This is a genomic window from Aeribacillus sp. FSL W8-0870 (genome assembly GCF_037963755.1).
Classification (GTDB): domain Bacteria; phylum Bacillota; class Bacilli; order Bacillales; family Aeribacillaceae; genus Aeribacillus; species Aeribacillus composti.
This window is the reverse complement of the sequence record NZ_CP150165.1, coordinates 3,546,164-3,561,559: the sequence shown is the minus strand read 5'-3', so window position 1 is coordinate 3,561,559 and position 15,396 is coordinate 3,546,164. Positions and strand designations below refer to the sequence as shown.

Below are 15,396 nucleotides of genomic sequence, written 5' to 3'. Positions count from 1 at the left end.
TGCACAGCTGTGCAATCTGCTTATGACTGTTCTTTTAATTTTTCTAGCAGTTCATCGTACTTAGGACTGTTTAAGAAATTCTCAACAGAAATGTGTGTTGCATTTGGAAGCTTTGCTTTTGCTCTATCTGTTAAATCTTTATGTGTAAATACAATGTCTGCGTCATCAGGCAAATTGTTGATGGCAGTGTTTGTTACTTCGATATTTAACCCAGCTTTTTTGACTTTGTTTCGCAAAATGGAAGCGCCCATTGCACTGGATCCCATGCCTGCGTCACAAGCAAAAACAATCTTTTGGACATTGTCTAATTCATTTTCTTGCAGCTCGGCATCTTCACTGTCTTTTTGCGCTTGATTTGTGAGCATTTCTGCTGCTTTGCTTTCTTTACCTTTTAATTGCTGCATTTTCTCTGCTGCTGCTGATAAGTCTTCCTTGCTGTCTGCTTTCGCTGCTTTTAAGATGATGCTTGAGATGAGGAATGAAACAGCAGTTGCAACAATAACACCAGCCAACACACTTATATAATGTCCTTTTGGAGTCATAATCATTAATGCAATAATACTTCCCGGCGAAGGCACTGCCACAAGTCCGGCATCAAAAAGTAAGAATGTTAACACTCCGCTCGCTCCGCCGGCAATAGCAGCTAAAATTAATAATGGTCTCATTAAAATATAAGGGAAGTAAATTTCGTGAATTCCACCCAAAAAGTGAATAATGGCTGCACCAGGAGCAGTTTGTTTAGAATTTCCTTTTCCAAACAGCATATAGGCAAGCAAAATTCCTAGACCTGGCCCTGGATTCGTTTCAAGCAAAAATAAAACGGATTTGCCTGTTTCTGCTGCTTGTTCAATTCCGAGCGGGCTTAAAATTCCATGATTAATCGCATTATTTAAAAACAGCACTTTTCCGGGTTCGATAAATATACTTGCGAGCGGAAGCAGGTTGGCATCGACAATGAATTTAACTCCACCTGCCAAAACGCTGCTCAAAGTTAAGACAATCGGGCCGATTCCTAAAAAAGCAATAATCGTTAAAATAGCAGCGACAATACCAGCTGAAAAATTGTTGACAAGCATCTCAAATCCGGATTTAACTTTTCCTTGGAACAGTCTGTCCACTTGCTTTATAATATACCCACCAAGAGGGCCCATTATCATGGCACCTAAAAACATGGGAATGTCCGCTCCAACGATTACTCCCATCGTTGCGGTTGCACCCACAACTCCTCCGCGCAGATCATACACCATGCGTCCGCCGGTAAAACCAATTAGAAGCGGCAACAAATATTGTATCATCGGATTCACTAGTTTTGCTAAAGCTTCATTTGGTGTCCAACCAGTCGGTATAAATAACGCAGTGATGAGTCCCCACGCAATAAATGCGCCGATATTTGGCATAATCATTCCGCTTAAATAACTGCCGAATCTCTGTATTTTTACTTTAACATTTGATTCTGCCATTGTGTTCACCCCTTTTATTTTTTTAGAATAATGTTTCTACATTTTAAATTTTAAAGCGTTATCATTGCGAGTCTCAATTTAAAGAAAAGTCAAGTTTGTCACTTTTGCTGCTGACAAAATTTATTTGAAGTTTAACCAAACGCATGCTTTTTATCCTTCTTTTTAGCTATTTTTTGGCATCTATCAGATGACAAATTTCCTGTATTTTATTACTATAAATGTAACTTCTATTTTCTGTATAAGGTGCTTGAAAATGGAATCGTATTATGTGGAGGGTATCGTAGTGGGGATGAAAAGACACGAAGCTCTGGAAGAGATTGAGAGAGTGCTGGGTATACGGGCTGTTGAAGTGCTGACTCATGTTGGAGAAGAATACTTTCGCTCCCTTGTTAAGTATATTGCAGAAACATTACATGCGCCAATAGTCCTTGTCGGAGAAGTGGACGAAACATCTTCAAAAATAAATGTACTAGCAATGTATCGAAACGGAAATTTGTCTGATGGAGATGTTCAGCCAATACTAGCTTTGGAAAGTTCTTTAAAGGAAGCGAGCTTTTACGAAAAATTAATTCACCAGTTATTCTCTAGATTAAAGGGAGATATAGAAGGCGCCGGTTATTTGGAAATACCTCTTAAAAGCAGCAAAGGGGAGATCATTGGGCTCATTTTTATTATAAACATAGAGACGACGGAGACAAAGGAGAAAGCCGAAACGATTTTTCGCTTGTTTAGGGATCGGACTGCGAAGGAAATAGCTAGGAATAAAAAGGAAAAAAGATTATTAAAGCTGGCACACTACGATTCGTTGACTAATTTATTAGAACGGGCTACTTTTCGAAAAATGGTTGATGAAGAAATAGGAAAACATCCTGAAATAAAAAGAGGCTTTTTCTTTATTGACATTGACAATTTTAAAATGATCAATGATTCTTTCGGGCATAAGAAGGGAGACGAGCTGTTAGTCAAATTTGCAAAACGATTAAAAGACATAATGAAAAACGAAAACGCGCTTCTTTGCCGCAATAGCGGCGATGAATTTGTCATCATGCTGAGAGATGTAGAAAAGGATCAAGTTTATAATTTAGCTGCAAACCTTGTCAATGAGCTTCAATATCCACTAATTTTAGGAGAAAATGCTGTGTTTATCACAGTAAGCATAGGAGTTTCTTTTTTTCCTGAGCATGGCCACAATGCAGACACACTGATCCATCATGCTGACTTAGCCATGTATGAGGCAAAAAAGGATGGGAAAAGCACATATCGCTTCTATCAATCTTTTATGGAACATCATTACGAACGTTTTCTTTTGAAGCAGGAGCTGCGGCGCGGTATTGCCAAGAACGAGTTTGTCTTATATTATCAGCCGAAAGTTGACATCATTCAAAGGAGAACCATCGGGTTTGAGGCTTTAGTTCGATGGAATCACCCGGAGAAAGGGTTTCTATCTCCATCAGAATTTATTGAGTTGGCTGAAGAAGATAATACGATTGAATTGATAGGAAACTTAGGATTGGATGAAGCGTGTAAACAGCTTAAATGCTGGCAGGAGGAATTTAGTAATCAACAATTAACAATTGCGGTTAATATGTCGGCACGTAAATTTTTTCATAGTGATTTAGTTCATCAAGTCCAGGAATCGATTTCAAAATACAAGCTGCCGTATTCTTCGCTTGTCATCGAAATAACGGAAACAACGGCCATAAAAGATTTTGAACATGCGGTAAAAATTATTCAAAAGCTCCAATCATTAGGTGTGCACATTCATCTGGACGATTTCGGCAAAGGTTTTTCCTCTCTTTATTATTTGAATAGACTTCCTGTCAATGCAATTAAGATCGACCGTTCGTTTATACAGCAAATCGGGCAGGGGCAAAAGGAAAATCCAATCGTCAACGCCATCATCGCAATGGCTCATTCTCTAAATTTGGATGTCATTGCAGAAGGGGTCGAGTCAAATGTTCAGCTCAAATATTTGCTAGGGAAGGGCTGTCATATTATGCAAGGATACTATTTCAGTAAACCTTTGCCAGCGGATAAAGCCGGGGATTATTTAAGAAGAATGTAAATAATGATTCACTTCTGCCTCCATTTCTCAAGCCGTTTTGGGAGAGGAGGCATTTATATTTTTTGGATCGGCGTGTTATCAGAGTGCGTTTTTTCATATAAAAGATGCCGGCATATCGAGTCCGGACTTTTTGTTTTGTAAAAATGTTTATGTGTTTGATAGACTGTATTATGTTAAGGGAAGATCCCGTAGATTATGTATTAGTATATTTTAAGAAAGAAAGGATGAGAGAAAGGTTTTGCGCATTTTTGTGTATACAGTTTTGATAGCTATTTATATTTTATCTCGTTTTTTTCATGCTCCAGTCATAAGCTATAGCACTGGAGCTGTCGCTTTGGTAGCACTCGCAATTTCAGCGGTTTATGCCAGAGGACTATATCTCATTTCAGGTGCCATATTTTTATTGATTGGATTTGTTTTATTTATTCAAAGTAAGCAGCCATGGCATACGTTTATTTTGCATTTTGAGCAAGTGCTTGGTTTGCTTTCATTGTTTTTTGTATTGCCATTTATGAATTCCATCATTCGTGTCGGAAGGTATGATAAACATTTAAGCTTGTTACTTCAGGATCAAGCTGCTGATCTGAACCATTTATATCGGCGAAGCTCAGGAGTTTGTCATATACTCGGTCTATTTTTAAATATTGCTACAGCCCCCCTTCTTATTAAATCATTAAATGTTATACTGCATGATTTGCCCAAAAAAGTGCTAACGAAATTTTATTCGCAAAACTTGCTGCGCGCCTATGCTTTATGTCTTACTTGGAGCCCGATGGAGGTGATGGTGAGTTCAACGATAGACATTACAAAAGTGCAGTATTTTATCATTTTTCCAATTTTGCTTTCGATGGCAATCATAATGCTTGGGTTTGATTGGCTCATGTCTTCGTATAAATATAAAGGTATCCAAATCGCCTTTCATACGCCTCATTTTTTTAATAAGAAAAAGGGTTATAAAAAAGCTTTTGAATTAATCGGAATGCTGCTTTTGTTGATATTCATGGTGTCGACTGTTCAACATTTTTTACAAAAAGGTTTTCTGTTTTCTGTTGTATTATTGATTATCCCATTTTCTGCTATTTGGTCTTTGTTTATTAAAAAAGGAAAAAGATATTTTACAGTTGCAATCCAGCATTGGAAAGAGCGGACAAGGGGATTAGCCAATTACTTTTTCATGTTTTTGGGAGCAGGTTTATTTGTAGAAATGCTGGCAGACTCGCAATTACTATCATTTTTAAAACCTGTTTTTGAATTAGGAACTGAAAAGACGTTGATTTTATATAGTACAATAGGACTTTATTTTTTCATTACATCTTTAATTGGTTTTCACCCTTTAGTAGGTTTTGCTTTATTGGCAGAGCTCTTGCAGCCGTTTTTAGTCGACATACCACCAATTCCGCTATCCATTGTGTTAATATGCAGCAGCTTGTCGACTGTGATGTTCAGCCCATTTAATATATCAGTATCAATTTTGTCTGATGAATTAAAGGCACAATCTTATCGGATCGGTTCATGGAATATGATTTTTGCATTAGGGTACATTGGGTTCGGCATTGTGGTCGCTTATTTAGTTGAAATGCTTTTTATGTATTGACACCGTTTACAATAAAATTTATAATCTTCTTAAAAAGAGATTATTTTCAAAATTTTCAACAATAAATATTTTTTTAGATCGATCTAATAGAATTTTAGATCGATCTAAAAAAGCTCGGATATTGGATCGATCTAATAAAAAAGTAACCAGAGCCAAATCGATGTGATAAGCAGGTGATAAGATGAGAAAAGCCCAGCCATTTATTAACGGATGTTGGATCAATTCGGGGCGGCCAGTAGTACAGGTGCGGAGCCCTTATTCTGGCGAAATAATCGGTGAGCAGCTGCTGTCAACAAAGGAAGATGTTGAAAATGCTTTATCCTCAGCATTTCAAGCAAAAAAAGAGATTGCAGGAATTCCAGTTTACGAGAGAGCCAATATTTTAAAAAAAGCATCTTCCTTGCTAGACTGCAGAAAAGAAACATTCGCAAAATTTATTTCCGAGGAGCTCGGTAAGCCATTGAAAAACACATTGGATGAAGTATCCCGCTCGGTTGAAACATTGGAGCAATCAGCGGAAGAAGCAAAACGGCTGATCGGAGAAACGATACCAGGAAGCGCTTCGCAGCGCGGAACAAAAGCATTGGCCGTGACGTTTCGTGTTCCGGTTGGGGTTGTTGCAGCTATCACCCCATTTAATGCGCCGTTAAATCTCATTTGTCATAAGATCGGACCTGCATTTGCAGCCGGAAATAGTGTTGTGTTAAAGCCCGCTCCACAGACGCCTTTAATTGCAGCGGAATTGCTGAAACTTCTGCTTGAAGCAGGCTTTCCAAAACACGGTATTAATATGGTGCTCGGAGGAGCAGAAGTTGGACAGCAAATTGTTCAGGATGACCGGGTCAATGTTATTTCGTTTACAGGAGGAGTTGCTGCCAGCCGTAATATATGTGACTTGGCTGGAATGAAAAAAGTGCTGTTAGAGCTAGGAGGAAATGCCGCAACCATTGTACACGAAGATGCTGATTTAAAGAGAGCGGCAGCTTTATGTGCCTTAACAGGCTACAGCAATTCCGGTCAAAGCTGCATTTCCGTTCAAAGAATTTATGTACACGAGACTGTCGTTGAGCCGTTTACAAAACTTTTCAAAGAGAAAGTGGAGCAATTAAAGGTTGGAGATCCATTATCGCCGGATACAGATATTGGCTGTTTGGTGGATGAACGAGCGGCGGAACGCGTTATGAATTGGATCAAGGAAGCAGTCCAATCCGGAGCCGAGTTGATTACCGGAGGAAAACAGCATGGGGCGACAGTTGAGCCGACTGTTCTTCTGAATCCGCCGAAGCAAAGCAAAGTTGTATGTGAAGAAGTGTTCGGCCCGATTGTCAGCATTATTCCGTATTGTACGATTGAAGAGGCAATAGCGGAAACAAATAATTCGTCCTTTGGACTTCAAGCGGGATTATTTACAAACCGCATGGATGTCATTTATCAAGCAGCTAAGGAGCTGGAAGTAGGAGGCGTTGTAATCAACGGCACTTCAAATTTCCGGCTTGACCATTGGCCTTACGGCGGTGTGAAAAATAGCGGGATTGGCCGGGAGGGGCCGCGTTATGCAATTCAGGAAATGACAGAAATGAAGATGATTGTTTTTCAAGATCCTTATTGAATGAAACAAACATGGTGGTGTACAGATTGATTGAGCTATATGTAAAAAAACCGAACGAACTAGAGCTGCGGCATAACAACTCAGTTCCAGCTCCAAAAGGCGATGAGGTAAAAATTCAATTAGTATATGGAGGGATTTGCGGTTCTGATTTAAGTGTTTATAAAGGAAAGCTCCCTTATGCAAAATATCCCGTTCGCGCCGGCCACGAACTTGTTGGGGTGATTGTGGAAAAAGGGGAACAAGCTTCATTTAAAATTGGAACAAGGTGCGTTGTTTTACCGAATACATTTTGTGGAGTATGCGATCAATGCCAAAAAGGTTTGACAAATATATGCCGAAACAAGAAATCGTTAGGCGTAAATATTGATGGAGGGTTTGCCCAAGAGTTTAACATTTCTTCCAAATATGTTTTAGCAGTGCCTGATGACTTGCCGAATAAAAAAGCAGTTCTCGTAGAGCCGCTCGCAGTTATCGTCCATGCCTTTAAAAAGGTCAATGTGGAAAAAAATATGAAGGTAGCTGTCGTCGGCTGCGGGAATGAAGGAATGCTGGCAGCGGCGCTCGCCCATTATTTAGGTGCAAAAGTGACAGCGATTGACATCAATCAGCACAAGCTTGATTTAGTTAGAGAAATCGGTGATATTTCAGTTTTCTTGCCGCATGAGATTGAATCGCTTGAAACGTTTGACGTTGTATTTGAAGCAGCCGGTACAAAGGTTTCAGTTGAAAGCGCTGTAAAATTGGCGAAGCCAGGAGGAGCTGTCGTTTTGATTGGGCTGGCGCAGGAGGCGAATTTTCCGATTGTCCATATTGTGCGCAGTGAAATCACAATATATGGTTCAATAATTTATCAATTTCCAGATGACTATTTGCAAGCGATTGAATATCTACGGGATCCTGAGTTTTCCGTCGAACAAATTGTTTCTAAAATTTTTTCCATTACCGACTACAAGGAAGCTTATGAAACGGCCGCTTCCGGAAATGCTGGAAAAGTTATTTTAAGCTTTAAGGAGGCAGAAAAATTATGAAAAAGCTGGTTTCCGATCAACTCGTTCAATATTTGGAAAACCGCGGGGTTGAACATATTTTTGGTCTTTGCGGCCACACAAACATTGCTGTTTTAGCCGCTTTAGAAAAAAGCTCCATCAAGTTTGTAAATGTAAGGCATGAGCAAATTGCTGCACATATGGCAGACGGGTATGCGAGGGCAAAAAAGGAAGCGGCAGTTGTCTTAAGCCATCTTGGACCAGGATTGACGAACGCTGCAACAGGTGTTGCAAATGCCGCTTTAGATTCCATTCCGATGGTTGTCATTGCAGGGGATGTACCGAGTCATTTCTATGGAAAGCACCCACATCAAGAAATTAACCTGCATGCAGATGCATCCCAATACGAAATATACCGCCCGTTTGTTAAACGTGCATGGCGGGTTGACCGGCCGGATCTGTTTCCGGAAATTTTAGAAAAAGCATTTCAATTAGCTGAAAGCGGAAGACCAGGACCTGTTTTAGTATCTGTGCCAATGGATATTTTCTCGAAGGAGGTCGATATTGCTTTATTTGAAAAATTGAATCATCATACGAAAAAGTTGCATAAGCCTTCTATCGATAACGAGACTGCAAAAGAAATTGTCGAAAAACTAATCAAGGCGGAAAATCCATTGATTTATGCTGGAGGAGGCATTATGCTAGCCGATGCTTCCAAAGAATTGAAGGAATTAGCTGAACATTTTGACATTCCTGTTGCCTACACATTAATGGGCAAGGGAGCCATTTCCGACGATCATCCATTAGCCTTGGGCATGACAGGCTTCTGGGGAACAAAATTTGTAAATGATATGTGTTTGCATGCAGATTTGATTTTAGCACTCGGCACAAGATTTTCAGAGGCGGATTGCAGCTCCTGGGAGCCGGAATACACCTTTAACATTCCGAAAACGAAATTGATTCATATTGATATTGATCCGAACGAGATTGGAAGAAATTATCCGACTGAAATCGGAATTGTGGCAGATTTAAAACAAGCGCTTTCCGTAATAAACCGGGTGGCGAAAGAGCTCGTTCCAAAGGGAAAAGAAAATAAAGAGCTGAAACAGAAAATTTCTCAATATAAACAAGAATTTCGTAAACAGAATGAGGAACATATTCGTAATGACTGCTATCCGATGCGTCCGGAGCGGATTTTACAAGAAGTTCGTGAAGTGCTGCCAAGAAATGCTTTTATAACAACGGATGTCGGCTGGAATAAAAATGGGGTTGGACAGCAATTTCCGGTATATGAAGCGGGCACTATTTTCACGCCTGGGGGCTATTGCACGATGGGCTTTGGTGCGCCCGCAGCATTAGGAGTAAAAATAGCACATCCAGATAAAGTGGTCGTTTCATTAGTCGGTGATGGAGGCTTCGGACAAAATCCGGCGCTTCTTGCCACCGCTGTTGAAGAAAATATTCCGGTTGTCTGGGTGATCATGAACAATCATGCTTTTGGAACCATAGCCGGACTGGAAAAAGCCCACTTCGACACAACCTACGGAACGGTATTTCGAAAAGATGGAAAGCCGTATTCACCTGATTATGCAGCCATTGCGAAGGCTTACGGTGTGGAAGGTGTAAAAGTTCAAGCTGCAGCGGAATTCAAGCCAGCATTGCAGCGGGCCATTGAAGCAAATAAACCGTTTGTGATTGATGTGGAGATGATCAATGTACCAACGCCGACAGCAGGACATTGGAATATTATGGACATCTATTCCCCGGATAGGAAAGTTCACCATGTTTCAGTGGATTAAAACATTTCCAATTAAATTATGAAGGAGGAATTGATTATGCCGAAAACGAGCGCAGGCATGAAAATTAAAGTTCTTGATCCTTTTCAAGACGCTAAAACATTATGGTTAGGGCTGGATAAGCCGGAGTTGAACCAGATTCGCAAGGTTTTCCAGCTGATTACCCCGCAAACTGTAGGATCTAAACATATTATGGCTGGAATTACGATTTTTTCCCCCGGGGAAGCAAGCTCCCTTCACAACCATCCAGAATCTGAAGAAATGGACGTAGTTATAAAAGGTTCAGGAGAAGTGGTTGATGGAAATGGAAACCGCCGTCCATTTAAAGAAGGAGACTATATGTTCATACCCGAGGGCGAATATCACCAGCATGTTAATACAGGAAATGAACCGCTTTGGTTGTTATGGTGCTATAGCCCGCAAGGAAGCCTGCCAGAAGATTAAAGAAGCAATTTTTTGCAGGAAAACAAAAACGATCATTTTCAAAAAGATGGACTAAGAAAGGGGTTATTGACAGGGTAGAAATGAGGATAATCCATGCCATGTCAGCCCTTTTCTGCTCCCCCAAACGCCTAGTTATTAATAAAATCAAAACTATAAACCTTTCGAAAATCAAATTGATTGTAAGATAGGAGTGTGAAAAAATGAAAAAAATTTCTTTCATCTTAATATCTTGTTTGTTGCTGTTAGTCGGATGTTCAAGCGGTTCGAGTTCGGGAGAAAATAATGAATCAGGCTCAAAATCTTCAGAAACTAAAATTATGAAATTAGCAGTGGCGACTACAAAAGAACGCTCTCTCTCAAAAGGACTTTATAAATTTGGTGAAATCGTCGAAAAAGAAACAAATGGATCTATTAAAGTTGAAGTATATCCCGACGGACAGCTCGGAGGGGATTTAGAAGTATTTGAAGGATTAAAAATGGGATCTATTCAAGGATCAACCATGTCGAATGGGCCGATCGCATCTTTCGCTCCAAGATTTAACGTATTGGACTTACCTTTTTTATTTAAAGACAGAGAAACCGCTTACAAAGTTTTGGATGGCGAAATTGGGCAAGAATTAATGAAAGATCTGGAAGGCACAGGTGTTATTGGTATAAACTACTGGGAAAACGGGTTTCGCCATTTAACGAACAACGTCAAAGAGGTTAAAAGTGTCGATGATATTAAAGGATTAAAAATTCGTACGCTTGAAAACAAGCTTCATATTGATCTGTGGAAAGAATTAGGGGCGAATCCTGTTCCAATGGCTTTTACAGAGCTGTTTACTGCACTTGAACAAGGGGTTGTCGATGGACAGGAAAATCCTGTTGGAAACGTTGCAGCTAATAAAATGTATGAGGTTCAAAAGTACATTACAAAAACCGGTCACGTGTATAATGCAAGCCCGTTTTTAATAAGCGAAAAGTTTTGGAAAACACTTTCCAGCGAAGAACAAGAGATCATAAAAAAAGCAGCTGAAGAAGCGAAAGAATATCAGCGTCAGTTAAATGCAGAAGAAGATGAAAAATTATTTAAAGAGATTGAAAAAGAGGGGATGGTTGTTACAGAGTTAACAGATGAACAAAAGCAAGCGTTTATTGACAAAGTACAGCCAATTTATAAAAAATACGGAAAAGAATTTGGTGAAGATCTAGTTGCTAAATTATTGGAGGCAGGCAAATAAATGATGACACTATTTAACTCTTAGGAGTGTGCTCACTCTTAAGAGTTATTTTCCAATTATTTGAAAGTGAGGAGGAAGTACGGTTGAAAAAGGTTGCATTTATGCTAGATAAGCTGTTGCAGATATTAATGGCGTTATGTTTAGCATCCATGGCAATTCTCGTCTTTGGCAATGTCGTATTGCGTTATGCTTTTCATTCCGGCATTACATGGTCGGAAGAAATGTCGCGTTATCTATTTGTTTGGATGGTGTTTTTAGGAGCCATCGGTGCTTTGAAAGATAACGACCATTTAGGGGTGGATGTACTCTTAAAAAAGCTGCCGCTTGGGGCAAAGCGAATTGTATTTATTTTAAGTAATGCGATTGTTCTTTATGTACTGTGGCTGCTTCTGGATGGAAGCTGGAAGATCACTATGAGCAGCTTGGAAAGCAGAGCTCCTGCCACGAATTTGCCACTCGCTTATGTGTATGGAATGGGTATTGTGGTGAGTATCGGAATGGGAATAATAGTAATATTTAATATTTATCAGGCTCTCTTTCGGCCAAATACGCTTGAAAAGCTTATCCGAATGAAAGAATCGGAGGATGAAATTATGGAAGCGGTTCATGAAGAAATCGTGGAATTACATCATGGGAAAAAACAAGGGATGGCAGGAGGTGAGAGGTAGATGGCTTTTGTTGTTTTTGTCAGCTCATTAATTGGTGTCATGGCGTTGGGGATGCCTATTGCGTTTGCGCTTTTGGTGAGCGGTGTTGCTCTCATGTTTTTTCTGAATATTTTTGACACTCAAATTATGGCACAGAACCTCATTAATGGGGCGAACAGTTTTCCGATGATGGCTATTCCTTTCTTTATTCTTGCGGGAGAATTGATGAACGCAGGAGGCATTTCTAATCGAATTATTAACTTTGCCATGTCTCTTGTCGGTCATATTCGTGGAGGATTAGGATATGTAGCGATCATGGCAAGCGTCCTTTTCGCCGGTTTATCCGGTTCAGCGGTAGCGGATACGGCGGCTCTTGGCGCTATTCTGATTCCGATGATGGTCAAGGCTGGATATGACCGAAATCGGTCTGCTGGCCTCATTGCAGCCGGCGGTATTATTGCCCCGATCATCCCTCCGAGCATACCGATGATTATTTTTGGGGTAACAAGCGGCGTGTCGATTACAAAATTATTTATGGGAGGGATCATTCCAGGGCTTCTAATTGGTTTATGCTTGGTTGTCTGTTGGTGGTTAATGGTAAGAAAAGAGCAGGTAGAAGTCTTCCCCCGAAAATCTGCAAAAGAAGTATTGTCTGCTACCCGTCAGGCTATTTGGGCGCTTTTACTTCCAGCTATTATCGTTGGAGGACTTCGGGGCGGGATTTTTACTCCGACAGAGGCTGCTGTTGTAGCTGCATTTTATGCGTTATTTGTCGGGTTGTTTGTTTATCGAGAACTTAAAATACAAGATTTGTTTAAGGTGTTAGTAGCTGCTGCAAAAACAACAAGCGTTGTAATGTTTCTTGTAGCAGCAGCAATGTTGTCAGCTTGGTTGATAACAGTAGCCAATATTCCATCAATAGCTGCGGATATGCTTGGACCGTTAATCGAGAACAAATTGCTGCTTCTGCTAGCAATTAATGCGTTAGTTCTTTTAGTTGGTACGGCAATGGATTTGACGCCTACTGTTCTGATTTTAACTCCTGTTTTAATGCCTATTATTGAAAAGGCGGGAATCGATCCGGTGTACTTCGGGGTGCTGTTTATACTGAACAACTGCATTGGATTGCTCACTCCTCCAGTTGGTACTGTGTTAAATGTCGCTTGTGGGGTTGGAAAGATAGGAATGGAGGACATTATGAAAGGAATATGGCCTTTTTTACTTGCAGAAACACTTGTTCTTTTACTGCTTATTCTGTTTCCGTCCATTGTTACCGTTCCGCTTCAATGGTTTACAGATATGTAGATTTTTAAAGTGTTTACTATCTGATTTAAAGATACTTTGATTGGACTGAAGGTATTGTTAATTTGCACATTATTTCAGGAAGGATGGAGCAAATGATTAGCTCCTTTTCTGAAATAATGTGCAGTTTTTTATGATTAAATCTTTTATTTTGCGATTTTCTTCAGATACTCGTACTTGAATGAATTTTTCCCTATTCAAAAAAGCTGTCTTTCGCACATCGAGCTTCACTCTCTTGGTGATATTCCACTGCCTCCAATCGCACGATTTCTTTTTCGAACGGGGCTTTTTTCATTTGGTATCCATACAACAGGCAAAGGTGAATCACTTGGAGCCATCTATGAAACGGTTATATGGTGGCTTTCTCCCGACAGAAGTACATATTTGATCTATGCTCTTGTCTATATATAAACCGACTTCAGCCCATTTTTTCAGGTGATTTGTGGTGCTCCTGCAGCCTGAAGGGAGGTGATTATTTATAACATTTTCAAAGCCGTAAAGCATGGAAATAAACAAATTGACAACGTTTTAAATGTAAAGGTATACTTTTCTCAACTGAATTCGTTGATTAATTGCGTTAGCAGGTGATTAGACAGATGGGACGAAAAAAACAGTCCCGCGTGACGCTGCAGGAGGTTGCAAAACACGCGGGTGTGTCGAGGGCTACAGCTTCCCTTGTTGTTCGGGGCAGCCCAAATATTTCAAAAGAAACAAGAGAAAAAGTGTTAAAATCGATAAAAGAGTTGGGATATATATATGATCGTGTTGCAGCGAATTTACGATCCCACCAATCTTCAACAGTTGGTTTGATTATAACAGAGATCGGCAACCCCTTTTTCTCGGAATTATTGGTGGGCGTTCACGAAGCTTTAGATAAAGAAGGATATACCGTAATATTAGGAACGACGTTTGATTCCCCTGATAAACAAGATGCGCTGCTTGCGACAATGCTTGAATATCGTGTCGGCGGGGTAATTATGAGCCCTGTCCCAGGCAGTTCACCAGATATGGTAGAACGGTTAAAGCAATGGGGGATTCCTGTTATTTTAGTAGCGAGAAAAATGCTGTCAGAAGAGCCGTTTGATTATGTCGGAATCGATAATGTTGCAGGCGGACGGATAGCGGCTGAACATTTAATCGAACAAGGCCACCGCCGCATCGCTTTTTTGGGCGGTTTTTCTAATTCATCAGTATGGACAGACAGGAAAAAAGGATTTTGTGAAGCGATTGAACAAGCCGGGCTGGAAATGGATGAATCGCTGTTTGTCCAATCTCCCGCAACTAGGCAAGGGGGAATAGAGGCGATTAAGCGAGTTATGCAGCATCCTCAGCCTCCAACCGGGGTTTTTTGCTATAATGATGTTGTTGCATCTGGTGTTATGCTCGGATTAAAAGAACAAGGCATTGTTCCAGGCAAAGATGTGGCTGTGGTTGGTTTTGATAATATTCCGGAGTCAGCGGTATTCAGCCCTTCTTTAACAACCATTGCAGCTTTTCCTGATCGGCTCGGTGCAAAAGCTGCTGATCTCTTGCATCGGAGAATGAAAGGTGATGAAGAAGAGGCAAAAAAACTGATTTTACAGCCTGAGCTTGTAGTGCGGGAGTCAAGCTGACACACCATGATGAAGAAATCTAGGGAAGTGGATGCGTTATGAAGGAACATGTAGAAATCCCTCTTCGGGAAAAAAATATTGTTTTAATTGGATTTATGGGAGTCGGCAAAACGACTATTGGCCAGTTGGTCGCGAAAAAGCTGTACCGAGATTTCATTGATGTGGATCAGGAGATTGAAAAAAAGCAAAATATGCCCATCTCGTTAATATTTCAAAAATTTGGCGAAGATTATTTCCGAAAAATCGAAAAGGAGTATATTGTTGATATTTGCACGAACACACGCTTGAAGGTTGTATCTTTAGGAGGGGGAGCCTATTTACAAGAAGAGGTCCGCAATGCTTGTTTATCAAACTGCATCGTCTTTTTGCTGGATTTATCTTGGGACAGCTGGAAGGATCGAATGCCGCTTTTAGTCGAGAACCGCCCTCTTTTAAAGGAAAAATCAATGGAGGAAATTGAAAAATTGTTTATAAAACGGCAAAATGCATACTCTCTCCATAACTCAAAAGTATCGACCAATAATCTTGATCCTGAAACAGTAGCAGATGAAATTGTAAATTCGGTGAAATTAACGTGGAGCATCTATGAACCGAACCAATAATATGAGATTATCCCTTTAAATGAATAGTTTGCAAGATGAGATTTGGGAAAGGGAT

12 protein-coding genes are annotated in these 15,396 nt (G+C 40.2%); 11 read left to right on the top strand and 1 reads right to left on the bottom strand.

The genetic code is table 11. The annotated features are described in order from the left end of the window. Positions 1–20 precede the first annotated feature (20 nt). On the bottom strand, positions 21–1,460 hold the full coding sequence (locus NSU02_RS17275) for a PTS mannitol transporter subunit IICBA (RefSeq protein WP_339193378.1): 1,440 nt from the start codon (positions 1,458–1,460) through the stop codon (positions 21–23). Between the two features lie 289 nt (positions 1,461–1,749). On the opposite strand from NSU02_RS17275, the gene NSU02_RS17270 reads away from it, so the two are divergent. The 11 genes from NSU02_RS17270 to NSU02_RS17220 all read left to right on the top strand — a co-directional run bounded on the left by NSU02_RS17270 (position 1,750) and on the right by NSU02_RS17220 (position 15,341). Next, positions 1,750–3,525: an EAL domain-containing protein gene (locus NSU02_RS17270; RefSeq protein WP_311067370.1), complete on the top strand. Its 1,776-nt coding sequence runs from the start codon at positions 1,750–1,752 to the stop codon at positions 3,523–3,525. 238 nt (positions 3,526–3,763) lie between these two features. Then, the gene (locus NSU02_RS17265; protein ID WP_339193377.1) at positions 3,764–5,119 is read left to right on the top strand and encodes a hypothetical protein; all 1,356 of its coding nucleotides are present in this window, start codon (positions 3,764–3,766) and stop codon (positions 5,117–5,119) included. 181 nt (positions 5,120–5,300) lie between these two features. Beyond that, a complete protein-coding gene (locus NSU02_RS17260) occupies positions 5,301–6,728 on the top strand; it encodes an aldehyde dehydrogenase family protein (protein ID WP_339193376.1) in 1,428 nt (475 codons plus the stop codon). 26 nt (positions 6,729–6,754) lie between these two features. Further along, positions 6,755–7,756, top strand: a complete 1,002-nt coding sequence (locus tag NSU02_RS17255; RefSeq protein ID WP_066250038.1) for an alcohol dehydrogenase catalytic domain-containing protein — start codon at positions 6,755–6,757, stop codon at positions 7,754–7,756. After that, positions 7,753–9,513 carry a thiamine pyrophosphate-binding protein gene (locus tag NSU02_RS17250; protein ID WP_311066535.1) on the top strand — a complete coding sequence of 587 codons (1,761 nt, stop codon included), beginning with the start codon at positions 7,753–7,755 and terminating at the stop codon, positions 9,511–9,513. The genes NSU02_RS17255 and NSU02_RS17250 overlap by 4 nt, the downstream gene beginning before the upstream one ends. Positions 9,514–9,549: 36 nt before the next feature. Next, complete coding sequence (locus NSU02_RS17245; RefSeq protein WP_242009354.1) at positions 9,550–9,954, top strand: cupin domain-containing protein; 405 nt, start codon at positions 9,550–9,552, stop codon at positions 9,952–9,954. Between the two features lie 200 nt (positions 9,955–10,154). After that, positions 10,155–11,177 carry a DctP family TRAP transporter solute-binding subunit gene (locus tag NSU02_RS17240; RefSeq protein ID WP_339193375.1) on the top strand — a complete coding sequence of 341 codons (1,023 nt, stop codon included), beginning with the start codon at positions 10,155–10,157 and terminating at the stop codon, positions 11,175–11,177. Positions 11,178–11,260: 83 nt separating this feature from the next. After that, positions 11,261–11,845: a TRAP transporter small permease gene (locus NSU02_RS17235; protein WP_066250031.1), complete on the top strand. Its 585-nt coding sequence runs from the start codon at positions 11,261–11,263 to the stop codon at positions 11,843–11,845. Continuing rightward, positions 11,846–13,129 carry a TRAP transporter large permease subunit gene (locus tag NSU02_RS17230; RefSeq protein ID WP_063386816.1) on the top strand — a complete coding sequence of 428 codons (1,284 nt, stop codon included), beginning with the start codon at positions 11,846–11,848 and terminating at the stop codon, positions 13,127–13,129. Positions 13,130–13,722: 593 nt separating this feature from the next. Continuing rightward, positions 13,723–14,739 (top strand): LacI family DNA-binding transcriptional regulator, encoded by a 1,017-nt coding sequence (locus tag NSU02_RS17225; RefSeq protein ID WP_066250028.1) that lies wholly within the window; start codon positions 13,723–13,725, stop codon positions 14,737–14,739. A 38-nt stretch (positions 14,740–14,777) separates the two neighbouring features. Beyond that, complete coding sequence (locus NSU02_RS17220; protein ID WP_063386814.1) at positions 14,778–15,341, top strand: shikimate kinase; 564 nt, start codon at positions 14,778–14,780, stop codon at positions 15,339–15,341. The last annotated feature ends 55 nt before the right edge of the window (positions 15,342–15,396 follow it).

What these genes read in the sequence shown, in the direction of transcription:
- NSU02_RS17245 (WP_242009354.1), top strand. Translation starts at nt 9,550, where the DNA reads ATGCCGAAAACGAGCGCAGGCATGAAAATTAAAGTTCTTGATCCTTTT.
- NSU02_RS17275 (WP_339193378.1), bottom strand. Translation starts at nt 1,460, where the DNA reads ATGGCAGAATCAAATGTTAAAGTAAAAATACAGAGATTCGGCAGTTAT.
- NSU02_RS17230 (WP_063386816.1), top strand. Translation starts at nt 11,846, where the DNA reads ATGGCTTTTGTTGTTTTTGTCAGCTCATTAATTGGTGTCATGGCGTTG.
- NSU02_RS17220 (WP_063386814.1), top strand. Translation starts at nt 14,778, where the DNA reads ATGAAGGAACATGTAGAAATCCCTCTTCGGGAAAAAAATATTGTTTTA.
- NSU02_RS17260 (WP_339193376.1), top strand. Translation starts at nt 5,301, where the DNA reads ATGAGAAAAGCCCAGCCATTTATTAACGGATGTTGGATCAATTCGGGG.
- NSU02_RS17225 (WP_066250028.1), top strand. Translation starts at nt 13,723, where the DNA reads ATGGGACGAAAAAAACAGTCCCGCGTGACGCTGCAGGAGGTTGCAAAA.
- NSU02_RS17270 (WP_311067370.1), top strand. Translation starts at nt 1,750, where the DNA reads ATGAAAAGACACGAAGCTCTGGAAGAGATTGAGAGAGTGCTGGGTATA.
- NSU02_RS17250 (WP_311066535.1), top strand. Translation starts at nt 7,753, where the DNA reads ATGAAAAAGCTGGTTTCCGATCAACTCGTTCAATATTTGGAAAACCGC.
- NSU02_RS17240 (WP_339193375.1), top strand. Translation starts at nt 10,155, where the DNA reads ATGAAAAAAATTTCTTTCATCTTAATATCTTGTTTGTTGCTGTTAGTC.